Raw genomic sequence first — 25,439 nt, 5'->3', positions numbered from 1 at the left:
CCTCAAAGCTTGATAAAGCGCTGCAATAAGTGGGTTTTCAACTATGAGGTGGTAATTTTTTTTACTATACTCTTAGCCAATCTGTTTTATTTTGGCATAAGTTGATCGACGATTGCAACTTTTAGGTTGGTTCTTTACAGAATCTTTAAGTAATCGGATAGGCTTGCAGAGAATTTTATCCTACTTCGACCTTTTGAAGGTCAATTTTTAATACTAAAAGTAGTACGGCAAGAGCAAGAGTGGTTAAATACTTAACTTTGGCTTCCAAATCAAAAAATCCGATTCAACTGAAAGCAGAAGAGCAGGGTAGGGGAGCCGTAAGTTTGACCAAGTAAGGAGGCAGTCCAAAAATCCAGGGCTATTTCATTCTTTATAGATTACCTGGGTGTTGGGAGTATGGGAAGTGTAGAGAAAAACTACAACTTTTTTATGGGTTGAATTAACTGTTTGGGGGTTTGCATTTTCCCATATCCCCCACCAACCCATACCTCCCAAACTCACTCCCCCCAATAAGTTTCAGCCTTAATGAAACAGCTATGCCAAAAATTGGAGATTTAATTTTTTGTTATTTCCTGATGTAGCAGTCGAAGCAGAACTTAGGACATTCCTAAATGCTCCAACCCAGTCATAGATTACGTATGTACGGGCGAATGGCCATTCACCCGTACTGACTTCTGACTTCTGACTTGCGCGTAGGGCTATAGTTGGTCAATCATCTCAATATTCTATATTATTTTAGATAAAAATATAGAATATTGAGAATTTATAGTAGTCGAAGGAAAGGTTAGGACAGATCAAAAGCTTAAAACTCAGACAACGTAAGATTTTTCCTTTTTTCTTCCTTCTTCCTTCTAGTATATAATTATTCCTGAGCAAATATTATCTATAATTTGATGAGTTAAAGTAAAACTTTTTTTAGATGAATAATTACAACAATAATAACTTTAAAAAAAATCCCGAAGTAGACGAGGGATATGTACCAAATGTCTTGAACCCTCTATCTAATATTTTTAAGTCTATTCAAGGTTTTTATTACCAATTGTTAGAATGGTTTAAGGAACTTCCTCAATGGGCAAAAATTATAAGTTTAATTATTATTCCTCTATTCATAATCAAGATATTAGAGGCGATTATCAGTTTAGTTTCTTTGTTAATTACTATAGCTGTGTTTGGAGGAGCGATTTATATAGGATATAAATTTTTATTCTTACCTAATTATTCAGAAACAGGTAAAGATGAAGGTGAAAGACAGAAATGAATTATGATTATTGCTGCAAACTATTAATAAATACTCAAAAATATAGATATTAAATATAGATATTATTAATACATTAAAAAATATATAAATAAAGACGAATACTAGATTTATTGGCAGTCTTAGTCTGAGTAAAATTTGCTCAATTAGATTAGTTATAGTATTTACCTAGTGTAGTGTGAAATAAAGTATCAAAATTAGTTTGACCACAAAACAATAATAGTATATAGTATTTCTGCGATCGGTTACCAGCACTGTATGAATTGATTACAGGTTTTATCTGTTAACAAAATTTAGACATAACGGATAAGTTTGGAAAGTATGGGAAAATAAATATAGAACCAGCTTAAATGTGATATTAGCTCCTTATTTGTTCCTAGTTAGGAAACTAAAAAAAAGGGTGAAAACAGGTGGCCTTAATAGTAATACCATACTTAACGGTGCAAAATAATTAGTCTAAAAGTTGAGAATACTAGAGTAAGCACATCAATATGACAAGCCCAACTTTTGGTTCAGATATTTCAGATATCAATAATAGTAATAACACAGAGGCATCGTGGCAACAAAAATCCCAGCAATTACCTATCTGGGTCCGTAGATGTGGTGCTTGGACTACAGAAGTATCCCTGGTTGTTCTTAGTGGAATAGTTCCATTTTGGCTTGGTCACTTGGGTAATATAGGCAACAAATCTGTTCCTCTCAACCCAGTAGTAGCAACCACCACAGAAGCAATTGCCAATACTTTAGGAATTCCTTTACGAAACCGTTATCAGAAAGTAACACCTCTGGCTAATCTATTTTGGTCTGGAGCATTATTAGCTCCTTTAGCAATTGTAGGTTGGCAATTATTTTTGTTAGCTAGAACAGGTCAAACATTGCCTAAGCGTTGGTTTGAAATCAGAGTTGTGACAGCTTTAGGAACTTCTCCAGGCTTGAGAAGAACCCTAGTCCGTGAGGGTTTTGCTAAATGGGGATTACCTATGGGAACTGCCTACTTGATTTGGTATCTAACTGGGGCATTTCCTTCTTTGGCAATTCTATTAGCATTGTCAGGGTTAGCATTACTAGGTGATATTTCTTTGATTCGTTTCAATAAACTACGCCGCACAGGACACGATCGATTAGTAGACACTTTTGTTGTAGATGCTCGCTCTGGCCAATTAGATTCTAATCCTTTTAACTTTATCGATACTCAGACACAAGCTTCAATAGCAGCAATTGTTACTACTCACAAAAAATCAGAAGGTTTTCATCTTTGGCCTTGGATGCGAAAAAATCCAGGTATGACTTTACTGATGATAACTGCTTTAGGTATGGTCTCGGTTTTGGGGACAATTTTTGGCACTCATGTTTATATTCAAAATCAAGCAAATTGGCGGGAGTTTAAACAACAAGATAATGATATGTTTCTGGCTCTTGTGAATAAGTTGTCCCTGACTTCGACTAAACCTCAGCAACGACAAGTGGCAGTTTTAGCTTTGGGTTCTACTAAAGATCCTCGTGCCATACCATTGTTAGTAGATTTGTTGGGGCAAGAAAATGAATCAAGTATACTTGATGGAATTCAACAATCTTTAGTTAGTGCTGGACCAATGGTAATACCGGAACTACGTCGCTTAAATCAAGCCCTCAAAAATGATCTAGATTCTCTAAGCTATGGAGGCAACTCTCAAGAACAGCTTCTGGTATCTCTGCGACTACGAGCTACTCAAAAGGCGATCGCTAAAGTTCTCAAAGTTTACAGTGGGTCGGTTAAAGAGGCTGACTTAAGTGGCGTTGATTTAGGTCAGATAACTTCTGGCCCTGCTAGCTTTACTTTGATATTAGAAAATACTGATTTGTCTGGAGTGAAATTTAGAGGCGCTACTCTTAATCAGGCTAGTTTTAAGAATAGTCGCTTTTATGGACCAGGAAAAGATAATCGTTTAGGAACTTTTGACGATTTGATTGCTGATTTGAGTGGAGCAAATCTGATAGAAACCAATTTAACGGGTGCGACATTTGGCCCAGTGGTGATGAAACGTGCAGACTTATTTAGAGCAATTCTAAATAAAGCAAAAATGCCTGATTCAATTCTGACAGAAGCCAACTTAAGCAGTGCTAAGTTAATTGAAACTGATTTACAGCGAGCAAATTTAACAGAAGCAAGTTTGACTGGTGCAGATTTAGGAAGTGCTAATTTATCAGAAGCTAATTTACGCAGAGCTCATTTAAGTAAAGTTAAGGCTGAAGGAGCTAGCTTTCAATCATCTAATTTAATGGAGTCTAATTGGCAAGGAGCAAATTTATCAGGGGCAAATTTCAGTAAAAGTAATTTGAGAAAAGCAGATTTGAGTTTAGCCCAACTAACAAATGTTAATTTTCGGAATGCTCAACTACAGAATGCTAATTTACGAAACGCAGATTTGAGTTTGGCAGATTTACGAGGAGCAAATTTGAGTGGAACTGATTTAAAAGGAGCCAAATTAGTAACTCCAAAACCGGCTCAATTAGACCAATTTTTGGCAAGTCCACTTGAGACATTCAAATCCGATTATTTAAGGGGAGTTAATTTTAATTTTGCCAAAAACTTAGATCCTAATCAAATTAATTACATTTGTAAACAGGGGGGAATTCACGAGCAATGTACGAATAATTAGGGTTTGTAGCAGACAGGAGACAGGAGACAGGAGACAGGAGGCAGGAGGCAGGAGGCAGGAGGCAGGAGACAGGAGACAGGAGACAGGAGACAGGAGACAGGAGACAGGAGACAGGAGACAGGAGACAGGAGACAACCCTCCCCTCGCCCCTCGCCCTCCCAGGAGGGGAAGACAGGAGAAAAGGGTCGGGAGCGAGGGGGTAGGAGTAAAAATTGTCAATTTGGGATTTTTCTGCCCAACTATGAGCCTAAAATACTAACTTTTTGAGCATCAATAGCTGAAAAATTTGCACTGCAATTCGACCCCAAAAAGACACTTTTCTTTATATGTCAATGCTTTTAGATTTAATCAGCAGAGCAATAATTAAATTAAAGTAGTGGGTTTCTCGATCGAGCAGTTAAGAATGCTAAAAAAAAATGAGAAACCCTAATTATTTTCAGGGCTTCTCATCAACTAAACTAATTAAATATTTCAGAAGCTTCAAATGTAGAATTCTGATTGTGCTATAAACTACACTGCTACTGCTTTTTTAGTAGTAGCAGCTAATTCTCCACTAGCATATTTGGCAGCAAACTCATCCAAGGTTTGAACCTTAATTTTGCTAGCGTTACCAGCAGTACCAAATTGTTGATAGCGATCAGCACAAACCTGTTTCATGTACTTGATAGAAGGCTTCATAAAGTGACGAGGGTCAAAGTTAGAAGGATCTTGAGCAGCAGCTTCACGAATAGCAGCAGTAATGGCCAAACGGTTATCAGTATCGATGTTTACCTTACGAACACCACTCTTGATTCCTTTTTGAATTTCTTCTACAGGTACACCATAGGTTTCTGGAATTGAACCACCATATTTGTTGATCATTTCCAACAAGTCTTGAGGTACAGAAGAAGAACCATGCATAACCAAGTGAGTATTGGGTAGGCGACGGTGAATTTCTTCAATACGGCTAATAGCTAGAATTTCTCCTGTAGGCTTACGGGTAAACTTGTAAGCACCATGGCTAGTACCAATAGCAACTGCTAGAGCATCTACTTGGGTACGTTCTACAAATTCTACTGCTTCATCTGGGTCTGTCAAAAGTTGTTCACGAGAAAGGACGCCTTCTGCACCATGACCATCTTCTTTATCGCCCATACCAGTTTCTAGAGAACCTAAGCAACCTAGTTCTCCTTCTACACTTACACCAATGGAGTGAGCAACTTTAACTACTTCAGCAGTAACATTAACGTTATAGTCGAAGCTAGCAGGAGTCTTAGCATCTGCCTCTAGGGAGCCATCCATCATCACGCTAGTGAAACCATGGCGCATAGCAGAATAGCAAGTAGAGGGTGCATTACCATGGTCTTGGTGCATGGCGATGGGAATATGAGGATATGTCTCTACGGCGGCTATAATTAAGTGACGTAGAAAAATTTCACCAGCATACTTACGCGCTCCACGAGAAGCTTGGAGAATTACAGGACTGTTTGTTTCATCAGCCGCCTGCATAATGGACTGAATTTGCTCCATGTTGTTGACATTATATGCAGGAATTCCATAACCGTTTTCTGCTGCGTGGTCTAATAATAACCGCATTGGTACGATAGCCATACCTTGTCCTCCTATATTTTTTGTTATTAGCCGATGGGTAAATTTGATTTACTTAAGTTTAAATCTTACGACAATATTAAGACAAATTGAAGATTCTGTCTATCAATATAATATTTTAGATATAAAAATTATTATGGCAAATAATATCTACCGCTTTAACGAAGTCAAAAGTCATAATTTATAAGTCAGAAGTTATATTTGTAACGGGGATTTGAGCAAAGCTCCAAAAATATTTCGCCTTAAAAGACGGGGCTGCGCGACCCAATTAGGGTCTGCTGAAAAAATTGGTTGGTGGGGGTAGGACATGGGGACGCAGAGACACGGGGACGCGGAGATGGAGGAATAGGCAATGCTTTCAGCCATTTTATGTGAAGAAATCTTCTTGATTTTCAGCAGAAAATTTCAGTAAATTGATGCCAATAAGAGCCATAAACTTGGAGATAAACTGAATATCAAAAGCTCCATTACCTTAGCTATCCTGACTTTTAGCTTTATTCAGCAAGCCCCAATTATTTTGATAAGTATAAAGGCAGAAATTTTATAGAGCAGTGGTGAAGCTCTGAATTAATTATTTTTAAGATTTTAATATTAGTGGGTCGCCCGGGATTCGAACCCGGAACAAATCGGTTAAAAGCCGAGTACTCTACCGTTGAGCTAGCGACCCCTATTAATTTTGTTTTATTTCACACTTCCACTAACTATAGCATAGTCATAATTAATATTGCAATAGCTTTCAGAAAAAAATTTGAGATATTGTGAAACCTTTATGGACAATTTAGTTCTTCTATATAACATAATTAAGTTCATACCTAAGGAACAAATCAACACTAATCTCACTAACTATTAAATGTAGCAGTGTGCGGTGGTATATTTACAAATTGCAGGAACTGCCCAATAGCTAAAATTCTTATATTATCGGCTTTTTATTGCCCCTATTGCCTGTTGCCTGCGCACAGCGCTATATATAGCGTTTATCAAGTTACTGAAGTACAGTTATTTTTCTTCTTTTCTATTACCTACTACCTACTGCCTGCTCCCTACTCCCGCGCAACAAACGAATTTTATACCTCATCAGCATGGGAATTGCTATATGATAGTTATAAATATTTGACATCCTCTCAGGCCTGAAGGGGCCGGGATTCTCCTGAAACCAGGATTCTTGGTTTGCTGAAGCAAGGCTACGCCAACAATGAGTCCACTTAAATCAGATATGCAAGTGATATCTAAGCCAGAGATGGTTTTCTCCTCAAGGGTTTGCTCTATTGCCTCCTGCGGAGGAGCTGCGCTATCAATATCCTGTGGAATTATGCCCTACGGTACAGTTCAAACCTCAAAACTTTGGTTCTCTGATACTTGATGCTTAGAGTTTTTCCATGCACAAGCATTACTGTAAAAAAACTATTACTCTTCTCTTGTCTTCTCTTAGTCAACATTTCCTTGCGCCTGACGGCGACGCGGGGTCTGACCGCAGTTTTAAGGTGCTAGTTCTAGTATTAGTAGCTAGGTTTTTAGAGTGGTTGAATACCTTCCAACAAATTCTAGTATAACACAAATTCTAGTATAACACAAAGTTGCCCTAAAAGGGCAAGGCTTTAAACCCAATTTTTCGGTAAAATCATTACTTGTTTACCACTACCAAATATATAATATGCAAGCATTACAAAAATGTTGCAGTGAGCCTAACTAGCATTTCACAGGAAGACCCAGGCTCTAAATCAATTAAACGAGAACCTGTATTTAGGGAATTTGGAGTAGCTGTCCATGGTTCTAAACAATAAAATTCTTCATTTTTCACCGTCCAGAAAGCCATAGTTGAATAAGAAGATGTATAACTCAGAAGAATCTTGAGACCACGACTTCGATCGTAGACTGTAGTGGCCAACCCTGTTAATTTTTCAAATATTGCATTCACTTCATCTTGATTAAGGTCAAATTTACCATTATTATAGTGGACGATTCCTGTTTTTGGTTCCACATATTGCATTGAAGGGATATCAAAGTGAAGCTGATGCTTGTTTGGAGCAAAGAAATAAGGATGTAGTCCTGTCGAAAATGGCATCCTTTGTGTATTGCTCAAATTGGTGTAAACTTGGAATATTTCTATAGAATTACCTTTGATTTGATAAGTAAAAGTTAATTGAAAATCGAAGGGATAAACAGTTTTTGTGAATCTATTACTGGTTAAAACTAGAGTTATTGAAGCTCGGTCTTGAGTAGACTTTTCTATGACTTCCCAAGGTAGTTCTCGTGCAAATCCATGTTGTTGGAGAGAGTAACTATTACCATTATATTCGTATATATTATTAGGTAAGTTGCCACAAATGGGAAACAGGATAGGTATACCACCTCTTACTATTAATTCTGGATTTTCTAACCTTTTGGAATCACAGTAAAGTAGCTCCTGATTATTAATACACCAACTTGTAATTATTCCTCCTCTCTCTGGAACGACATTTATACTAGAATTAAATCCTAAATCAGAGAGGGTATAAGTCTTGTATTGTTTTTGTTGAAGTGCGATGGCAAACACAGTTTTTAATTCAGGAATTGATTATTTAATATTGGGCATTGGGTGATGATAACTAGAAATAAAAATCTACTTTCTTGGTGATTTGCCCAATCATTATTTAGACCTCTAGTTTTTATATGATTACAGTATATTGACTACTCCCCGGACTCAAGTCACGGGGATTCTAAGTAGATACTACGCAACATGATAAATCCGTGTTACTCCGTCTGTTCTTAGCTGACCAAAGAATATTCTTTGGGCACAATGAAATTGTCCCCCTACACAGTTGGCTTAAGTCTAAACTTAGCTTTCTGCTTACTTTTATGATAATATTTGCAGCCCCATTACAGTCTGCATTCACAAAACAATTATTACCACTCCTATACAAACTACGCTGTCTTGATGCAGTCGCTCATGGGGGAAACCCCCTTTGGCGGCGCTGCATCGCTTTATTCTTTTCGGTGACGGTTTCCAATCATTGGGTTCCTCACCATCAATAGGAAGATTTTCACCATCTAAAAATGAAGCGACACTTGTATAACTTTCTTGGTGTTTCTAAAAATAGAATCCCATATTCAGAGCATAATTTAGCTATTCTTTCTTTAAGTCTAGCTGTAGGAATTGGTACAAATTATGAATTACTTTTTTTTCCTAATTTTATTTCATTTTTCTGACCTTTATTCCAACCAAATACAATTGTACCAATAGAATTTTTTAAACAATGATTAATGACTATTCTGGCTGCTTTATTAATACTGTCACGCATTTGGCGGTTACGCTTTTCTGTAATGACAGCTAGTTTATTTGACCAAAATCCTTGAGGTTGATTTTCTTTGATAGTTGATATCTGTTTATTGTACCAACGATTTTTTTTAGATAGTATTTTCATTTTGAACTTTATTCTACGTCATTCGATACCTCATATCTTCAGAATCATTGAATATAAAAAATAGAGTATGTAGCCATAGTTATTATAGTTATTAATGTTTGTATGATTTTAATTAAATTCTTAAACGTGGCAATTCAATAAAAGGTTCTTTGATAAAAGGTTCTTTAATAAAAGGTTCTCTTTCTTCTTTAGCAGATGCTTCAGGATTCAATATTGGTGGTAGAGAAAAGCTATTGTGACTATCTACACCAGCTTCTCCTTCAGACAAATTCTGAGAATCATCTGTGGAATTTTGCTCATTTTCTGTACTTCTAGGTGGCAACTTAGGTAAAGTTGGAGTTGATAAAATATTAGAGTTCGATCTACTTGGACTGGAGTTACTACCAGCAAACTTTGCAGAAGAATCAATCTTATCTATCTTGAGAGGGGTTCTCATGGGTTGATGGAAAACACTAGAAATTTGAGCAATATGACTGAGAATTTCCTCTCCTTTTTTTCCTGTAACAACTTGAGGTTGGTATTTGCTAACTACTATCGGCAAAAACTCAATCTTCATTTTGCCTGGTTTTAAAGAGACTTTCAAGATTGCTGTCTCATAATCACTCTCTTGATTAGAAGTATCTCCAGAAATCAAATTACCCAAAGAATATATAATAGGTTGCCCCTTATAAATTTCTGCCCCCTGCAATACCTTAGGATGATGTCCTACAACTAAATCAGCACCTTGATCGATTGTTGACCTAGCTATATCCATTTGCCAGTCTCCAGGATATTCTGATAATTTTACTCCCCAGTGATAGTTAACAATAATCCAGTCTACCTGCTTTCTCAGAATTTGAATATCTGTAGCTATCTGGTCTTTATGGCGACTGTTAACTCCTACTATCCCAGCATTTGGTTGAAGATCTGTATCATCATAGCTGAGGTAGGCAATCTTTTGGCCTTTAACCTTAATAATCTTGGGTTTTCTGGCCTCATCTTTTGTTTTGCCCGCTCCTACAGAGTGAATATTTGCCTGCTCTAGAATATCTATTGTTTCAACTAAGCTTTGTTGGTTATTGGCCTTATTCTGGTCGTTGGCCAAATTCACTAGATCCACTCCTCCAGAAGTCAAGACATTGACATAGTTAGAATCTACTGCTAGTTTATTCTGACTGTTTGTACTATTGATGGTAGAACGAGTCAGAGGATTTTCCAGATTAACCATTGCCAGATCAGCTTTTCTATACTCATCCATTTTGGCAAAAGGTAACTTATAATCCTCTTTTACTACATCAGAAACTGGATGAGATAAATTGACATCTCCACCAAACATTAAGGTAACCGTAGGGTCGTTTGGGTTTGTGAGTTTTATATTATTAATTACTCGTACTTTTCCAGCAGCAGTTTCCACTGATGAAATTGAATTTCGCACTAGCACTTCATAATAACTTACCCAACAACCCAATATAAAGGTAGCCACCACTGAACCTATTAATATGAAAGAGCGGAATATTTGAAATTTAAAATTATTACTTTTGGTGGGAATATTAGATTGATTATTTAATGTTCTTTTTAGTGGAATTCTAACAGATTGTTTCCATAGGATATTGGGTGAACCCCTAAAACGTCCTATAATGTTTACTCTTTCTAGCAAAGGAGAATTCAGTTGATAAAGTTGCTGACAAATAAACTTGATTAATTTCTCTGTTGGAGGTTCCTTCTGAAACTCTACTAAAACTTGTAAATATCCAGTGGTTTCTTTAGCTACACGAGCTGATATCCCTTGAGGTTTTAATTCTTTATTTATCCAGTAACTAATCGCCTTAAAATCACCGGATCGTGCTAATTCTAAAAGAGATGGTGGAGTTAAAGTAGGTGTGTAAGTCATATTTTAACCTAATAGTTAAAGCTTTCAGATAGTAGGTACAAAAGTTTGAAAAAATCAACAATACTGTATTTTATCTAAACAAATATGTCATCCTGACTCCGGTTGTAAGTTTTGCCTAAGTCTGTATCAGTAAAATTGACATACGTTAAGCAACAATTTTAATATTTATGACAAAAATTATCTGTAGTTTAGTATGGAAGTCAAAAAAAAATATTTTAAAGAATTAAATCAGGAAGATACTGAAAGATATAAATAATATAGGTAGTCCTAAATATGTAAGGATAGAAGGAAAATATCCAGAATATAGTGTGTTAATCTGATGTCAATAATATTATATCTTGTCCCAACTGTACCTCAAACCAGATTGTCAAGAACGGTAAAATTCACGGTTGGCAAGCAAAACTTTAGATGCCGAGACTTTGGCCGACAATTTGTCCAAAATCCCCAAGGAGGAGATGACTAACCAAGAAATTAAAGAGTTTATCAATCAACTCTTGCAAGAATTGCTACCCTTAGCTGCTATTGCTCGCTTCACGGGAGTCTCTTAGCCTTGGTTACAAAGATATGTGAATCACCTTGACCAAATAGTACCCATACAGGTAGAAGTGGGAGTCAAAAAAAGGACATATGACCATCCAATGTGATGATATGTGGTCATTCGTTGGACATAAAGGAAAAAAGCAATGGGTTTGGTTAGCTATAGATTTTGTGACTCGAGATATTGTAGGAGTGTATATCGACTCCCAAGGTATTGAGAGGGCAGAAGGATTATGACGTTCGCGAAGCGTGGCGGAGTGCCCTATTACACATATGGTAAAAATCAAAAATCAAATCAATTCTTATCCATAAATTATCAGTTATTTCTCCCTTTTGCCAGATCAGCTGTTGCCTATTGCCTCTTTTCTGGATATGTCTATATGCTACCACAAGTGTATAGACAATGTGCTGTTTGTTACACAGATTTTTGGTCTGGTTATCAAGAGATTTTTCCCAGCAAGGGACATCAGACTCTAGGAAAAGAAACTCGATCAACAAGTTACATTGAGCTACTCAATAATACTTTATGCCAAAGGATTTCTCCCTTGCTCAGAAAGACTATCTCCTTTTCCAAAAAGCTAGAAAATAACATTGGAGCGATTTGTTACTTCATTCATCATAATGCATTTTTACCTGTTTAGGAATACCATAATATAAGTATATATAGCTTCAATTTATAAATTATAGTTTTGATGATTTGGCAATTATGCCTTATGAAATTTTAAGTTTTATAGTAGCCCATGAATTTAAGTTTATTTATTTTTAAGATATGAACAAATCAGCAATTAGTGATTGTATTGGCAATGATGACCATCAGTCATGCAAGTATTACCATGTTGTCCTCATCTTGTAAAATCTGACTAGTAAAAAAAATTAAAAAATTATCTAAAGTTAATTGAGTTAATCAGCTAAAAGCTTTAATAAGACTAAAATAGAAGTAGGTAGTTTGACTTTCATTATCAATTACTGTTGTATAGTAGAATTAAAAATAATGAAAATTAAGTATAACAGTATAGTAAATATTCTTAAATTGCAGATCAGGGCAACAAGTTGTTCTAAAAACTGATATTTAAGTTACAATATCTCTAGGAGTGAATGTTTAATGTAGTAGTATTACAAACTAACACCACTTCCTATTACCTTTTAATGTTGCAAGCTGAAAAATTAATTTCTCTTCTCATAATTCCTTGGTGGGAGTTATGTGTTGATGGTAGTCATGCTAGTCATAGACCTTAAATATAGTTTTGAGTGTCCACTAAACCAAACAAGCTTAGAGAAAAAATTTGTCTTTGCCAACATTTTCAGTAAATAGTCTTCTGTAAGTATATTTGATCAAACTTATTGACTGGGAGTATAGAAAGCCAATGCTACAACGCAAGATATATCAAATTTGTTGTGATGGTCGTGAAGTCTGTATTTTTTTGCGAGATCAGCAGCGTTGGGTTGAAAAAGCAAAGATATTAGATATAGAGGGAGATTTAGTAACTATACGCTATGAAACAGATGAAGATGATGAAATCTGTTCTTGGGAAGAAATGGTACGTTTAGAAAGTATAGGGGCGATTACCCAAAAATTAGCATCTGTACCAAGGAATAATATAGAACCTCTAGTATCTGAAGATTGTCCAGAAGCTGAACGGATTCGCAATCACTACCCAGAATCAAATCAGCAGGAATAATATTTTAAGATATGATATTAATTATGTATTTACTGATATTTTATCCCTAAATACAAAACCATATCTTAAATGACTGGTTGTATATAGAATAGCTTGATTAATTAGTCATTTTACTCTGTTTATTCAGTAGAAGGAAAATGAAGGGACTTAAACATAGGACAGTACCCATCAGATGTTACCCTAAATCCATATAGAGCTGAAGTAGGATTTGAGCAATGTTGTCCTCGATAATATAAACAATTACCGCAACAATCTAACTCAGGAGAAATAAAGCGATCGCCAGTCTGATAAAGAAGTTGTCGTTGAGAAATCCCTCTCATAACCAACTCTTCTCCTTGCCAACGGACTTCCACAATACCTGTATCAGCAAAAATTGGCCAACGACTATCATTTGTAATGCTCTGAGGTAAAGAAACTATTACCTCTGTTTCCAACTCAGTTAATTCTCCCTCATAATTAGTTTCAGGTAATGTAGGTACTATAAATGTATCACCAATTGGTAACTCTACCAAAACACCATTACCTGGAGAGTGGAGTTGATAACGGTTGCGTAACTCTTCAAGATTAGTCAGGTCAGCTATATAACTAGGACTGCCATGAACAAAAACTATATGTTGAGGACGTAGGTTGTGAATTAACTGTGTTGTTCCCAGTCCATCACAATGCTCGGTCAGAAGATATGTTTCAGTATGAACAAAATTCAACTCTTGTGAAATTTTTCCTGGTGTTTCAGGTACTAACACAATAAAAGAATTATCTTGATTCATAACATATTGACTCAAATCAGTATCCCGGTCCGCAATGAGAATATATGGCTTTTCTCCAGAAGGAAATTTTCCTGGCAACTGCCTAAGCACGCGCGGTCTGACCTTTTCGTCCCAAAATAAAGGTTGATGTTGAGCAAAATTTTTAACTGCTGGAGGAAATTGGGATAATAGTTGTAAATAAAGGTCACAAACTTGGGCAACTTGTTCCTCAACCCAAATGTCCAGATCGCGACCTGTGAAATAGTGATGACTGCGCAGAAGCATTAACAATTCTTGTCCTAATCCTAAAGCAGGGGTAGGCAAAATAACCGACATTCCAGAAGTAATAGCTTGATATATTCTTTCTGCAAGGTGATTTTCTAACTGTCGTCGATGTGGATAACGAGCTGTACCATAACTACCTTCAATTATTAAAACATCTGGTTTTAGTCCTCGTAAATCTCCTAAAGGTAAACCTTCAACTAAACGACTATTGGATAAAAATAAATCTCCTGTGTATAAAAGCTTATAGGTTCGATTATCTTCAGCAGTATAAGTCAGAAGAAAAACTGTTGCCCCAGGTAAATGACCAGCAGGAAAAAGCTCTACAGTTAGATCACTACAAAGTTCTATTGGTGAGTGCCAAGGTAAAGGTTGACATAAGTCAGGGATTTCAGAAACAGTAAATTTTGACCAATTGAGAGGTAAAAGTTTAGTTGTTGCTTCACTAGCGTATATTGGTAACTGTGGAAAAGCTTGATGAAGTGCAAGTAGTCCTTGAGCATGGTCTGAATGTGCGTGAGTACATAGGACAATATCTGCTGGGACCTGTTGTTTATTTTCATTAGTACTAGTTAATAATGAAATATCTGCAATACCACAGTCTAATAAAATCCGGTGTGAACCTATTCGGACCAGCATACATATTCCATCATCTCCATGACCTACGCTGTAAGCTAAACATTCTAAATTCATGACAAGGTTAACTGCTTACATTCAGGAATATTTTGATTATCAAGAATTTGAAAATTTGGCGATCTTGAACTGCAAGACTTATCAGTAGAGTACTTCATCATAAAAAATAGGTTAAGTGGGAAACCACCGTCTTTTAAGCGGTGGATGGAAACGACTCGACGGGTTTTAACCCGTAGTCAAAAAAACGTGTTATTATTATTAAATAACTTAAAAAGTAGCCTCAATATCAAAATATTCTCTGATACTGCAATCTATAAACACTATTTCCGATAGGATAAGTAGGATAAGAAAGTAATTGAGATGTATAATTTGATTTACATTCTATCACTCTAGCGTTTCGCTTCGCGACATGAAAAGCTTTTTCGGCTACCTGACCTAGTATTTGAAAGAATTGATTAAATGCAGCATCTAACCAAGATTTATTTAACCTAGACTTGGACGATTGACCATTAGGTAAATACTTTCCATTTTCATCTTGTTTGGTTTGATTTCTGCAAGTTAATCCTACTAGATTTAACTTTTCTATGAAAAATACTTTTTTACCTGTCCGAGTTAATTTATAAGTTGTTTTATACTGGAAATATTGACGACTTCTAGCTATTTTTTGATGGATTTTGCCTTCGCGTTTTGCGTGCTTTGCGTCTGGCTTTACTGCCATTTTTACGTTTGTTCTTGCGTTGGGATACTTTGGTTAGTTTATCTTGATTTATTCTTAAAGGTTTGAGAGAAGGAAATAAATTACCTTATGAAGTGGCTAAATAAATGTCTTTGTCTAACACAGCATCTAAACCTATAGAGTTTTCCCAAGTCGGTTAAATATTGTCAGTTTTCAACTCAGGGATTGATTTATCCTCTAAACTTAAATTTATCAACCAGCCATCAGTTTCTTTGGTTAGTGAAACTTGTTTGATTTGGGTTAGTTCAGGTATTGCTCTATGGGTTATGACCTTAATCAAACCTATTTTAGGGATTAAAATATATAACCATTTACCATTGATTGATGAAAATTTTAACCAAGAATCATTAGAACTCTTGAAAGTTCAATGAACGATATCTAGATTTACTTTTAAACCTAGTTTTACCGCTTCTTTTGTATTACTATCACCTGTTACAAATCTAGAAAATGTTGTTTCTACTCTTTTACAGACATCCTGCAAAACTGTTGAGTAAAGTTGGGAAAAATCCAGATATTAACTACTATGCTTGACTTTTACTGTAGCCTTTTTCAGTTCTGGTAATTGCTTCTTCTGGTTGTAATAATTTGGTTTGTCTTTTAATTCAGGTAAATGAGAAATCAGAGGATAAGCATTGATAGGACATCTGTCTTGCTCCCACCAGTTAAAACGTTCTCCTAACATTCTGTTGTACCAATACCGACAAACCCGAAGTCAGTTGTTTAGTGTTAAGTTCTGGCTAGTTTCTGGATATATACGATATTGGTATGTATATTTCATTGCTAATAGTTAAAAAGTTTTGATATATTCCTCCTGAACAATTTTTGAGCTTAATTATTATTGCTAGCTTAACTTGAATGAGAAGAAATCTAGTATATATTTCTGTAGATTTACAAAAGTTTATAATTCTTTATAATTAAGAGCTTGCTAGCAGTGTATATTCCAAAAAAGTAGAAAACTTAAAGAAATAAGCTCATAAATTTATACAATCTAAGTTCCTGGTTCAGGAGTAGATTGTAGCAATGAGCCAAAATTTTTCAGTTTTGTAACTAAAAAATACATTTTTTCAGCAAACCAGATTTTACCTAGGAGATAGTTCAAATGGTTTTTGGACCAGCATCTCAATTAGGGGTTAGCCTTTTTGAAGATACAGAACCCGTGGAACTGTTGCCCGGAAGCTCATCAGAAGAAAAAGAAACTGTGATTCGAGCTGTCTATAAGCAAGTTCTGGGCAATGCTTACGTCATGGAGAGTGAAAGACTCTCTGTACCAGAGTCCCAACTCAAAGAAGGCGAAATTACTGTCCGTGAATTTGTACGTCAAGTTGGACGCTCTGACTTGTATCGTTCTCGGTTCTTTGAAAGTTGCCCCCGCTATCGTGCAATTGAATTAAACTTCAAGCACTTTTTAGGTCGAGCTCCCAATGGTTACGATGATATGAAGTTTCATAGCAATGTCCTTGATGAAGGAAGTTTTGAAGCTGATATTGATTCCTACATTGATAGTGAGGAATATGATAGTGCTTATGGGGAAAATATAGTTCCTTATTATCGAGGCTATAAAACCCAAACCGGCAAAAAAATGGTTGGTTTTACTCATATGTTCCAACTATTACGAGGTGCTTCCAGCAGCGACTTAAAAGGAAGTTTGTCTGGAAAAAGCCCTGCTTTGAATAAATATGTGATTCAGGAAACACCTTTAGCGGTAGTTCCTCCTTCTGGTGGTTCAGATGGTTGGTCATTCCAAGATACACCTTTAGGTGCTAGAACTAGACAGGGAGTAGGAGCTGATTCTGGTGGTAAAGTTTACCGCATTGAAGTAACAGCTTACCGCTCAAAAGTAGTAAATCGTGTTTCCAGATTCCGCCGTAGCAATCAAGTATTTTTGGTGCCTTTTGATAAACTTTCCCAAGAGTACCAAAGGATTCATCAGCAGGGTGGTGTAATTTCCAGTATTACTCCTGTTAGCTAGGGCTTAAAATTAGAAAATTATTTACTCTTTTCCATGAATAGCTTAGTTGCTAGATTCCTAATAACTAAAAGTTAAATTATCACAACTTAATAGTGCTAATTTAGCAATATTAAGGATAAATCAAGGGTAAAAATTTTCAATAATTTTGCAGTGATTCATGGTTAATGGCTATGATGTTTATACTTGTTAAATTAATGGCTATTAACCATGAAAACTGCAATCATAATCAATAGAAAAAATCAAAATCTTTTAATTAGAGGAGTTAAGAATGTCACTTTGGGTAGATACAATAGATCCAATAGAACTACGTTCTAATGCTACAGAAGATGAAATACAAGCAGTGATTAGAGCTGTTTATAAGCAAGTTTTGGGAAATATCCATGTAATGGAGAGTCAACGTCTAACTAGCGGGGAATCATTACTCCGAAATGGGGATATTTCTGTCCGTCAATTTGTTAGTATGGTTGCTAAATCCGATCTATATTTCACCTTGTTTTTTGAATCATCTTCTCCTTATGGATTCATAGAACTAAACTTTAAGCATTTATTAGGTCGCCCTCCCGAAGACCAAGCAGAAATTTCTGAACATACCCTTATATACAATGAACAAGGATATGAGGCAGAAATTGATTCTTATATATACAGCGAAGAGTATACTGAAAACTTTGGGGAAAACATTGTTCCATACCCACGGGGTAATAGCAGTCTAGTTGGAATGAAAAACGTGGCCTTCAATCGGATGTTTGCTCTGGAACGAGGAAATGCTACAAGTGACAGAAACAAATCTTCCCGACTTACTTCAGATTTAGCTACTAACCTTGCTACGAAAATTGTTCCACCTGCATATTTAAGTGGACCTTATAGCAATACAGTCAAACGTTTCCAAATCTTAGTGACTAAAACTGGTATTGGTCCTACTGTAAAACTGAGTAAAACAACTTATACAGTATCTTACGAGCAGCTAACTTCAAAAATTAACAGCATTCAGAGAACAGGTGGTAAAATCCTGAAAATTACTGAAGTTGGTTAACAAGCTATCAGCTATCAGCTAAAATCGGCGGGTTCGGTGTCCTCCACGCTTATTTGAAAAATTAGTGGTGTGGGTGTTCTAGGGGTTTGTAGACCAGGAGCGACTTCTCTTGAGTATCTCCCATATTATGCCTTGAGAGCTGACCGCTGACCGCTGACTGCTAATTGCTATTTTAAGAGGGACCTGTTTTAAACTAACAGGTTCCTGATTAAATATTATTCAAGATAGGAATAATGGATGTTGTAGAATTTGTTGAATGCTCTATAGGACGCTGGCGATCGCAACGTAGTGGCCATAATTTAGCATTTAGTCATTTTGAGGAAGTTCGGTCCACGATAGATATTGTCTCTTTACCAAAAACGGCTCCAGAAGTTATAGAATTGTGTAAGTCTAGTGAAGTAGATATTGCTCAAGCTGTTTCTCCTTTTCAGATGAGTTGGCAAGGGGAGTCTGACTGGGATAATGATGAAGTTATTGAAGGTAGTTGTGTATTAGTACCAATACCCGACCTGGATAATCTCAAAAAAGGAAAATTATTACGTTCCCAAGGTTATGCAGAAACTATTGCTGCTGTGGGAGAATATCAGATTACTGAAGATGGTACTTTTGTTCTACATACAGAGTATGACCGTGCTGCTGCAGAAGAAAAAATTTGGTTTGGTACTCCCAATCTGAGGTTTCGAGTATCCTTGATTAAAACGAGTGATGGTAATGGTGTATTAACTGCCTCTTTTTCATCAGAAATTCGTTCTTTGTCAATGGAAGAAAAATCATGAGTCTTATCTATCACGGTAATATCATGTCCGGTTGAATACTTAATAAATAAACAACTGAGGAGTCAGTCCTCAGGAGGGAAGAAAGAAGAGGAGGAAAAGGAGAAAGTTTTGGTAGTCCTGTATATGTAGTGATAAGTCAATATAAATTATTAGTTTTTGATATTAATATTGAAAATATTAAGTTTTTCCTGCTCAAAAAAAATCAAAATTATTGTCTCGGCGATCGCTACATATTATCAGAGATAAAAATATCAGAAATCAACCCCAAGTACCCTGAAAAAAAGTATGCTATTATCTATGACAGTAATAATAAAAAAATCTCTATAATTCAGATGTCAAATCATCAATTAATCTGTCCTAGTTGTGGTAGTAATTATATTGCCAAAAATGGGACTATTCACAACAAAAAACAAAAATATCAATGTCAAAATAGTCTCTGAAAATTTGTCGAAAATAGTCACAGAAATTATATTAGTCATGAAACCAAAGAACTGATTGATCAGTTATTACAAGAAAAAATTAGTTTGGCTGGTATAATTCCAGTAACAGGTGTGTCATAAAAATGGCTCCATAATTAGGTCAATAATAAGTATACTCATATTTCACACTCTATTAAATGTACAAAAAAAATAGGTAAACTCACTATCAAATGTGATGAAATGTGGTCATTTGTAGGTAATAAAAATCACAAACAATGGCTCTGGTTAGCTCTGGATATAGACAGTAAATAAATTGTGGGTTTTTACTTAGGGGAAAGAGGAGAAAAAGGGGCATTAGGATTGTGGAATTCATGACCAGGTATCTATAGACACTGTGCAGTTTGTTATACAGATTTTTGGTAAGCTGATGATCTTGTTTTTCCTAATTCAAGACATAAATCAGTGGGGAAAGAAACAGGTTTAACATCTTATATAGAAAGATTAAATAAGACTTGACTTCAAAGAATTTCTCGGTTGGTCAGAAAAACTTTATCCTTTTCTAAAAAGATAGAAAACCATTTAGGAGCTACGCGCGTATTTTATTGATCATTATAATGAAGCGATCGCCTGACCACCATTTTATCACTGCATATACAGGACTACCAAAGTTTTTTGGTCGCGTAAGCGGAAGGGAGTTCTATCACGCTCTTATCCGGACATGATATAAGTGGCTAAAAACCAGAATAAGGTAGGTTAGCAAAATAGATTTAACCAAAATCTACCTAAGTTTTTAAGGTTTTCCCAAAAGTCATTTGTAATTAAATTTGCCCAGATACTTAATCTTTAAATGTCTATAATCTTATTTTGTTCAGATCAGGTACAAAATGTCAAATTAGATAGAACAATTAGTCTAAAATTTTTATCATTTACCTTACCTAACCTAGATTATACATACTTTAAAAAAATATAATTTGACTCAGTTAGTCAAAACTGACGATCAAATAAAAAAAAAGAATTATCAATAAAAAAAGGGAAGGTAAAATATGACTATTTCCCATACAGAAAATCAGACAAAATCAAAGGATATAATTACTCTAGCTAGTTGGATGGCAGGGTGCTTTAGTAACCAAAAACAAGCTTCTGCCAATCGAGTTCTTTATGCTCATATTTATATTTATTTCCGACCTTTACCATATCAATTTTTTTCTGGTATAGGTTTTTATTCAGAGCAAGTTTATGACTATGACCTTTGGAGTCCATATCGTCAAGGAGTTCATCAACTTATAGATAAAGGCGACCATATTTACATAGAAAATTATAGTCTCAAAGACCCTATTCTCTATGCAGGAGCAGCAAGAGAACTTGATATTCTACATACTATTACTCCAGAAAATATAGAACGTCGTTATCATTGCTCAATGGTTTTTAAACGAGATGGAGAAAAATTTTTAGGGAGTGTTGAACCGGGAAATAAATGTTTAATCAATAAGAGAGGATGTGAGACTTATCTAGTTAGTGAAGTAGAATTAACTGAGCAAACATGGGAAAGTTTAGATATAGGAAGGGATGTTAATACACACGAACAGGTTTGGGGTTCAAAAGCGGGACGTTTAAAGTTTGAAAAACAAACAAGTTTTGCTGATGAATTACCGATAGAAAATTGAAGGTGACAAATTATCAAAAAGTCTTGAGGGAGGACTAATAGAAAATGTTGCCACCAGTAGCAGAAAAAAAAATGCAAAGCTGGATTAGAAGCAGACATTTAATCTGTTCAGGAAACTTTTTCTTGTTTGAGACAGTAGAGTATTCTACTGTTGATAGGTTTGCAGAATGTGTTCAAACATTGGGCGGGAGTTTGATATCTGTTAAACCTATTAAGAAAATTTGGATTGGTAATCATAGAAAAGTAGTTCTTTATCAAGCAAGAGCAAGTCTCCATACACCTCACCACGATTTGAAACAATACTGGATCAAAAACGGCGGTTTTTATACAAGGTTTGATGAACGGGGTTAGATTCAACAATTAATAATTATTGAAGAAGGAGACAGGAGACAGGAGACAGGAGACAGGAGGAAAATTACATGGGGATTCGCTCCCCCAAGTAATGCGTGAACACCCCCGTTGACGGTGGGGTATTAAACCCACAAAGAAAATGATAATTAATAATTAGGGTTTGCTGAAAAAGTCTTTATAGTAGGAGACAGGAGACAGGAGAAATGGGAATGGCGAGGAGGTAGGAATAAGAATTATCCTTTGATTTTTCTGCCCAACTATGCGCCTAAAATACTAACTTTTTGAGCGTTCTAGACTGAAACAAGCGCACTTTTTAAAGGCCATAAAAAGGCTAAAACCAATATCAGTCAATGCTTTGATATTTAACCAGCAAGCGCTAATTAATAATTACCTCTCCTGGAAAATAAGAGGATTGACTAATAATGAAAATTTTTTCTTCTCTTGGTCGATGGTCGGCCAGCGAGGAGACCAGCTTTTGACAGAGCCGCTCCGAGGGCCATCCCTACTAGCAAAAATCCACGCTCGGATAGCTAATATTCGTAAAGACGCTATCCATAAACTAACTACCTATCTTGCTAAAAACCACAGCATAATAAAGATAGAAGATTTACAAATTAAGGCATTCTTAAAAAATCACAAATTAGCAGGTGCAATTGCAGATTGTGGGATGTATGAATTTAGATGCCAATTAGAATATAAAACTGAGAAATTCTCAAGTCAATTAGTGCTTGTAGATAGAATGTTTCCAAGTTCACAGATTTGCTCTAATTGTGGGAATCATCGTCATCAGATGCCATTAAAAAACCGCGTTTATATTTGCCCTGATTGTGGTCACATTGAGGACAAAGATTTAAATGCCAGCAAGAATATAGAACGATAGTTTGAAGGAATATTCCCATCCGACTCTACCAAGTCAAACGGTAAGCTCTACGGGGATGGCCTGCGGAGTGGACAAACCCTTTAGTTGCCAAACTAAAGCCACGTTGAAACAGGAAGTTAACACCAAAACTACATAACGTCCAGTTAAGTCTAGATTTGCTGAGTTTTGGGTCAGTTTAATAGAGCGGAATACCATAATTACTTAAGGAATACCATTCAAGGGTATACTAGAAACATTATGGTGGCCAAGGAGATTTATAATGGCAAAAAAACGTAATGGTGCCACCTCATATTCAGAAAGCAAGGTTAAAGTCGGTGTGTCTCTGACTCCCACTAGCGCTGAGAGGCTAAAGGACGTAGCAACTGAACTTGGTCTATCTAGGTCTGAGTTAATTGAGCGCATTGCTAGAGGAGACCTTGCAATTTTGAGAGAGGCGGCACAGATCCAAGTAAATTTGGACAATAAATCGGAGACAGAAAATAATGCTCTGAAGACAAATGAAGTATCTGATGAAAAATTGGATATAGTAACAGTTCCAGAACCATTAGTTGACTCTGTAGAAGTACAAAATCAGTTATCGGAAAGTTATCAAACTTTACAACAAGAGTTGGCATCTCAGATGGCACAGATTAAACATTTGGAAGACCAAATGACTGCGATGGTGTCAAGAGAAAGTTATGAAACTTTACAGAAGCAATTAGAAGAAGATAAAAAAGTAATCGTAGAGTCTCAAGCACAACTAGCTCAACTTAAACAACTAGAAGAGCAAGTAGCTTTGATGGTATCTCAGGAAAGTTATAAAACTCTCCAGCAAGAATCTCAAGGACAACTAGCTCAACTAAAACAACTAGAAGAGCAAATTGCTTTGATGGTATCTAGGGAAGTATACGATTCTTTGCAAGACCAATCACAGGAGCAAATTGCTCAAGTTGAGCAACTAGAGTCTCAGATAGCTTCAATGGTATCAAAGGAAGTTTATCAGAATCTTCAGCAAGAGTCACAAGAGCAAATAGCTCAATTAAAAGAGCAAATTGCTTTGATGGTATCTAGGGAAGTATACGATTCTTTGCAAGACCAATCACAGGAGCAAATTGCTCAAGTTGAGCAACTAGAATCTCAGATAGCTTCAATGGTATCAAAGGAAGTTTATCAGAATCTTCAGCAAGAGTCACAAGAGCAAATGGCTCAATTAAAAGAGCAAATTGCTTTGATGGTATCTAGGGAAGTTTATGATTCTTTGCAAGACAAATCACAGGAGCAAATTGCTCAAGTTGAGCAACTAGAATCTCAGATAGCTTCAATGGTATCAAAGGAAGTTTATCAGAATCTTCAGCAAGAGTCACAAGAGCAAATAGCTCAACTTCAAAAACTAGAATCTCAAATAGCTTCAATGGTATTGCGGGAAAGTTATGAGACCCTGCAAAATCAGTCAGAAAAACAACAAGATAAGTTGCAACATCTAGAAGCACAAATTACCACAATGGTTTCTAGAGAAGTTTATGAGACTTTGCAGCGTCAGTCAGAAGAACAGCAAAATAAGTTGCGAAGTTTCGAAGAACAGACTGATTTAATGGTGTCAAAAGAAAATTATGAAGCTTTGCAGCACCAGTTACAGGAGCAACTCAATAAGTTGCAATATCTTGAATCTATAGTTGGTTCAATGGTATCACAGGAAACTTATGAAGCTTTAGAAAAACAGTCAGAATTGCAGAAACAAATAATTACAGATTATCAAAATAAACTGACTAAATTGCAACAAGAATTTCACGATCAAGTCGAGACAATACAGGCTTCAAGAAAGCAAATTTCTGAGTTACAAACTACATCTATGATTGCAGAAAATCACATTCTTAATAGATGGCAAAATCGTACCTTTTCTAGATAAAATCAAAGAAATATGATTCTTTTGATTAATTCCAAAATTTGAAATTTTCAGTTGGGAAAATTCAAAACAAATCAGGGAGAAAAAGGTAATTATTTATTTCCCAAGCGACAAATGCTCTCCGCTAATTGCTAATTGATGAATGTAGAGATTAAATCTTTGTATTCCACAAGGAAGAGCGGAGAGAATCCAAGTCGCATAATGGTTTATCATGATCGGGTAAATAGTGAAATATTTATAGCAGGGAACAGGGAACATGGAACACTGGGAAAAACATTGTCTAGTGATTCATCATTAGTGTATGTCCTCACTGCTCTGGCTATTGCTATAAAATGAAAAAAAGGTATCAAAAAATATATCTGAATATTAAATAGAGTTTAATAAACTAATTAAATCATGTCCGGATAATTACTGATGAAAAAAATTTATCCTCTTTTTCTTCCCTCCTGACTCGGTCTTCATGACTCAGTCTTCCTGACTACTCTTCTCGTTATTTATAACTATTCAACCGGACATAATATTATTTAGATGCCTAAATCATCTCTAGGCAGAAATCTTAACTTTCGTTTTTGAATATTATTTTAGTAAAGTGAATTTCTTACGAGTAGCAAATATACAAATAATTTTTGTCTACCTACTAGAAATCTCGAAAAACGGTTCTCAAGCCCTGACGTCACCATTACAAAATTGGCAGATTTGGATATGTCTACTAATATAGTTAATTTTCTATTTTAATGACAATTTGACCAAAGCTTAATTGTTGATAATTTTACACTTTATCCAAAGCCCAAATAAATTGCAGGCGTTGCAGATTTGCGGGATGAATGATAGGTTGGGACAGAGCAAGTCAAAGGGAAAAAATGTGGAATGTCCAGAGTGCCAATCTAAACATATCCGTAAGAACGGTCGCAGACGCGGCCAGCAGAACCACATTTGTGTCAATTGCGGTCGCCAATTTGTATCGAATCCTCAAACTTAACTAGGATACAGTGACGATGCTCGTCTCATTTGTCTAAAAATGTATGTCAATGGTATGGGTTTTCGTGGGATAGAACGGGTAACAGGAATTCATCATACCACCGTCATCCGATGGTGACGACAGGT

At 35.9% G+C, this 25,439-nt stretch carries 22 protein-coding genes, 1 tRNA gene and 3 pseudogenes; 17 read left to right on the top strand and 9 right to left on the bottom strand.

The genetic code is table 11. The annotated features are described in order from the left end of the window. Positions 1 to 919 precede the first annotated feature (919 nt). Together F6K06_RS21060 and F6K06_RS21055 are read left to right on the top strand one after the other, a co-directional pair. Positions 920 to 1,258, top strand: coding sequence for a hypothetical protein (locus tag F6K06_RS21060; RefSeq protein ID WP_124143979.1), 339 nt, complete (start codon positions 920 to 922; stop codon positions 1,256 to 1,258). A gap of 488 nt (positions 1,259 to 1,746) precedes the next feature. After that, positions 1,747 to 3,894: a pentapeptide repeat-containing protein gene (locus F6K06_RS21055; RefSeq protein WP_124143978.1), complete on the top strand. Its 2,148-nt coding sequence runs from the start codon at positions 1,747 to 1,749 to the stop codon at positions 3,892 to 3,894. 510 nt (positions 3,895 to 4,404) lie between these two features. On the opposite strand, the gene fba is transcribed toward F6K06_RS21055, so the two are convergent. The 5 genes from fba to F6K06_RS21030 all read right to left on the bottom strand — a co-directional run bounded on the left by fba (position 4,405) and on the right by F6K06_RS21030 (position 10,752). Continuing rightward, entirely contained in the window at positions 4,405 to 5,484 is a 1,080-nt protein-coding gene (gene fba, locus F6K06_RS21050) for a class II fructose-bisphosphate aldolase (protein ID WP_124143977.1), read from the bottom strand. A 592-nt stretch (positions 5,485 to 6,076) separates the two neighbouring features. After that, positions 6,077 to 6,148 (bottom strand) — tRNA-Lys (locus tag F6K06_RS21045). A gap of 993 nt (positions 6,149 to 7,141) precedes the next feature. Continuing rightward, the gene (locus F6K06_RS21040) at positions 7,142 to 8,014 is read right to left on the bottom strand and encodes an aldose epimerase (protein WP_124143976.1); all 873 of its coding nucleotides are present in this window, start codon (positions 8,012 to 8,014) and stop codon (positions 7,142 to 7,144) included. A gap of 610 nt (positions 8,015 to 8,624) precedes the next feature. Further along, positions 8,625 to 8,882 carry a hypothetical protein gene (locus tag F6K06_RS21035; RefSeq protein WP_287242947.1) on the bottom strand — a complete coding sequence of 86 codons (258 nt, stop codon included), beginning with the start codon at positions 8,880 to 8,882 and terminating at the stop codon, positions 8,625 to 8,627. Between the two features lie 112 nt (positions 8,883 to 8,994). Beyond that, positions 8,995 to 10,752 carry a CapA family protein gene (locus tag F6K06_RS21030; protein ID WP_124143975.1) on the bottom strand — a complete coding sequence of 586 codons (1,758 nt, stop codon included), beginning with the start codon at positions 10,750 to 10,752 and terminating at the stop codon, positions 8,995 to 8,997. A gap of 389 nt (positions 10,753 to 11,141) precedes the next feature. Here F6K06_RS21030 and F6K06_RS21025 point away from each other — a divergent pair, with 389 nt between their 5' ends. The 5 genes and pseudogenes from F6K06_RS21025 (at position 11,142) to F6K06_RS21005 (ending at position 12,968) form a co-directional block, all read left to right on the top strand. Further along, positions 11,142 to 11,300 (top strand): hypothetical protein, encoded by a 159-nt coding sequence (locus F6K06_RS21025; protein WP_161564401.1) that lies wholly within the window; start codon positions 11,142 to 11,144, stop codon positions 11,298 to 11,300. A 79-nt stretch (positions 11,301 to 11,379) separates the two neighbouring features. Further along, entirely contained in the window at positions 11,380 to 11,526 is a 147-nt protein-coding gene (locus tag F6K06_RS21020; protein WP_124143974.1) for a hypothetical protein, read from the top strand. A 143-nt stretch (positions 11,527 to 11,669) separates the two neighbouring features. Beyond that, a pseudogene (locus tag F6K06_RS21015) lies at positions 11,670 to 11,930 on the top strand (IS1 family transposase); the annotation flags it as partial. 454 nt (positions 11,931 to 12,384) lie between these two features. After that, the gene (locus F6K06_RS21010) at positions 12,385 to 12,525 is read left to right on the top strand and encodes a hypothetical protein (protein WP_161564400.1); all 141 of its coding nucleotides are present in this window, start codon (positions 12,385 to 12,387) and stop codon (positions 12,523 to 12,525) included. A gap of 128 nt (positions 12,526 to 12,653) precedes the next feature. Then, the gene (locus F6K06_RS21005) at positions 12,654 to 12,968 is read left to right on the top strand and encodes a DUF6679 family protein (RefSeq protein ID WP_124143973.1); all 315 of its coding nucleotides are present in this window, start codon (positions 12,654 to 12,656) and stop codon (positions 12,966 to 12,968) included. Between the two features lie 119 nt (positions 12,969 to 13,087). On the opposite strand, the gene F6K06_RS21000 is transcribed toward F6K06_RS21005, so the two are convergent. Next, complete coding sequence (locus F6K06_RS21000; protein WP_124143972.1) at positions 13,088 to 14,689, bottom strand: MBL fold metallo-hydrolase; 1,602 nt, start codon at positions 14,687 to 14,689, stop codon at positions 13,088 to 13,090. 226 nt (positions 14,690 to 14,915) lie between these two features. Further along, on the bottom strand, positions 14,916 to 15,347 hold the full coding sequence (locus F6K06_RS20995; RefSeq protein WP_124143971.1) for a hypothetical protein: 432 nt from the start codon (positions 15,345 to 15,347) through the stop codon (positions 14,916 to 14,918). A gap of 161 nt (positions 15,348 to 15,508) precedes the next feature. Between F6K06_RS20995 and F6K06_RS20990 the strand changes: the two genes are divergently transcribed. Then, entirely contained in the window at positions 15,509 to 15,736 is a 228-nt protein-coding gene (locus F6K06_RS20990) for a hypothetical protein (RefSeq protein ID WP_192901073.1), read from the top strand. Between the two features lie 143 nt (positions 15,737 to 15,879). Here F6K06_RS20990 and F6K06_RS20985 read toward each other — a convergent pair whose 3' ends face one another. Continuing rightward, the gene (locus tag F6K06_RS20985) at positions 15,880 to 16,047 is read right to left on the bottom strand and encodes a hypothetical protein (protein ID WP_192901072.1); all 168 of its coding nucleotides are present in this window, start codon (positions 16,045 to 16,047) and stop codon (positions 15,880 to 15,882) included. A gap of 417 nt (positions 16,048 to 16,464) precedes the next feature. Here F6K06_RS20985 and F6K06_RS20980 point away from each other — a divergent pair, with 417 nt between their 5' ends. The 7 genes and pseudogenes from F6K06_RS20980 to F6K06_RS20950 all read left to right on the top strand — a co-directional run bounded on the left by F6K06_RS20980 (position 16,465) and on the right by F6K06_RS20950 (position 22,453). After that, positions 16,465 to 17,334: a phycobilisome linker polypeptide gene (locus tag F6K06_RS20980; protein WP_124143970.1), complete on the top strand. Its 870-nt coding sequence runs from the start codon at positions 16,465 to 16,467 to the stop codon at positions 17,332 to 17,334. A 268-nt stretch (positions 17,335 to 17,602) separates the two neighbouring features. Then, complete coding sequence (locus F6K06_RS20975; RefSeq protein ID WP_124143969.1) at positions 17,603 to 18,364, top strand: phycobilisome rod-core linker polypeptide; 762 nt, start codon at positions 17,603 to 17,605, stop codon at positions 18,362 to 18,364. A 233-nt stretch (positions 18,365 to 18,597) separates the two neighbouring features. Continuing rightward, positions 18,598 to 19,140: a phycobiliprotein lyase gene (locus tag F6K06_RS20970; protein WP_124143968.1), complete on the top strand. Its 543-nt coding sequence runs from the start codon at positions 18,598 to 18,600 to the stop codon at positions 19,138 to 19,140. Positions 19,141 to 19,472: 332 nt separating this feature from the next. Continuing rightward, positions 19,473 to 20,190: pseudogene (locus tag F6K06_RS20965) on the top strand (IS1 family transposase). A gap of 412 nt (positions 20,191 to 20,602) precedes the next feature. Beyond that, entirely contained in the window at positions 20,603 to 21,223 is a 621-nt protein-coding gene (locus F6K06_RS20960) for a chromophore lyase CpcT/CpeT (RefSeq protein WP_124143967.1), read from the top strand. 71 nt (positions 21,224 to 21,294) lie between these two features. Then, positions 21,295 to 21,573: a CpeR family transcriptional regulator gene (locus F6K06_RS20955; protein WP_287242945.1), complete on the top strand. Its 279-nt coding sequence runs from the start codon at positions 21,295 to 21,297 to the stop codon at positions 21,571 to 21,573. A 412-nt stretch (positions 21,574 to 21,985) separates the two neighbouring features. Then, on the top strand, positions 21,986 to 22,453 hold the full coding sequence (locus F6K06_RS20950; RefSeq protein WP_287242944.1) for an RNA-guided endonuclease TnpB family protein: 468 nt from the start codon (positions 21,986 to 21,988) through the stop codon (positions 22,451 to 22,453). A gap of 33 nt (positions 22,454 to 22,486) precedes the next feature. Here the strand turns inward: F6K06_RS20950 and F6K06_RS20945 are convergent, their stop codons facing one another. Then, positions 22,487 to 22,648 (bottom strand): hypothetical protein, encoded by a 162-nt coding sequence (locus tag F6K06_RS20945; RefSeq protein ID WP_161564476.1) that lies wholly within the window; start codon positions 22,646 to 22,648, stop codon positions 22,487 to 22,489. A gap of 64 nt (positions 22,649 to 22,712) precedes the next feature. Between F6K06_RS20945 and F6K06_RS20940 the strand changes: the two genes are divergently transcribed. After that, the gene (locus F6K06_RS20940; protein WP_287242942.1) at positions 22,713 to 24,338 is read left to right on the top strand and encodes a hypothetical protein; all 1,626 of its coding nucleotides are present in this window, start codon (positions 22,713 to 22,715) and stop codon (positions 24,336 to 24,338) included. 859 nt (positions 24,339 to 25,197) lie between these two features. Further along, positions 25,198 to 25,428 (top strand): annotated as a pseudogene (locus F6K06_RS20935) (IS1 family transposase); the annotation flags it as partial. Positions 25,429 to 25,439 lie beyond the last annotated feature (11 nt).

This window comes from Okeania sp. SIO1H4 (assembly GCF_010672695.1).
Classification (GTDB): domain Bacteria; phylum Cyanobacteriota; class Cyanobacteriia; order Cyanobacteriales; family Microcoleaceae; genus Okeania; species Okeania hirsuta.
This window is presented reverse-complemented; position numbering and strand designations above follow the sequence as displayed.

Coding starts and splice junctions, on each gene's coding strand:
- F6K06_RS21060 (WP_124143979.1), top strand. CDS start 920: ATGAATAATTACAACAATAATAACTTTAAAAAAAATCCCGAAGTAGAC.
- F6K06_RS21055 (WP_124143978.1), top strand. CDS start 1,747: ATGACAAGCCCAACTTTTGGTTCAGATATTTCAGATATCAATAATAGT.
- fba (WP_124143977.1), bottom strand. CDS start 5,484: ATGGCTATCGTACCAATGCGGTTATTATTAGACCACGCAGCAGAAAAC.
- F6K06_RS21035 (WP_287242947.1), bottom strand. CDS start 8,882: ATGAAAATACTATCTAAAAAAAATCGTTGGTACAATAAACAGATATCA.
- F6K06_RS21030 (WP_124143975.1), bottom strand. CDS start 10,752: ATGACTTACACACCTACTTTAACTCCACCATCTCTTTTAGAATTAGCA.
- F6K06_RS21020 (WP_124143974.1), top strand. CDS start 11,380: ATGACCATCCAATGTGATGATATGTGGTCATTCGTTGGACATAAAGGA.
- F6K06_RS21010 (WP_161564400.1), top strand. CDS start 12,385: ATGTTTAATGTAGTAGTATTACAAACTAACACCACTTCCTATTACCTT.
- F6K06_RS21005 (WP_124143973.1), top strand. CDS start 12,654: ATGCTACAACGCAAGATATATCAAATTTGTTGTGATGGTCGTGAAGTC.
- F6K06_RS21000 (WP_124143972.1), bottom strand. CDS start 14,689: ATGAATTTAGAATGTTTAGCTTACAGCGTAGGTCATGGAGATGATGGA.
- F6K06_RS20995 (WP_124143971.1), bottom strand. CDS start 15,347: ATGGCAGTAAAGCCAGACGCAAAGCACGCAAAACGCGAAGGCAAAATC.
- F6K06_RS20985 (WP_192901072.1), bottom strand. CDS start 16,047: ATGTTAGGAGAACGTTTTAACTGGTGGGAGCAAGACAGATGTCCTATC.
- F6K06_RS20980 (WP_124143970.1), top strand. CDS start 16,465: ATGGTTTTTGGACCAGCATCTCAATTAGGGGTTAGCCTTTTTGAAGAT.
- F6K06_RS20975 (WP_124143969.1), top strand. CDS start 17,603: ATGTCACTTTGGGTAGATACAATAGATCCAATAGAACTACGTTCTAAT.
- F6K06_RS20970 (WP_124143968.1), top strand. CDS start 18,598: ATGGATGTTGTAGAATTTGTTGAATGCTCTATAGGACGCTGGCGATCG.
- F6K06_RS20960 (WP_124143967.1), top strand. CDS start 20,603: ATGACTATTTCCCATACAGAAAATCAGACAAAATCAAAGGATATAATT.
- F6K06_RS20955 (WP_287242945.1), top strand. CDS start 21,295: ATGCAAAGCTGGATTAGAAGCAGACATTTAATCTGTTCAGGAAACTTT.
- F6K06_RS20945 (WP_161564476.1), bottom strand. CDS start 22,648: ATGGTATTCCGCTCTATTAAACTGACCCAAAACTCAGCAAATCTAGAC.
- F6K06_RS20940 (WP_287242942.1), top strand. CDS start 22,713: ATGGCAAAAAAACGTAATGGTGCCACCTCATATTCAGAAAGCAAGGTT.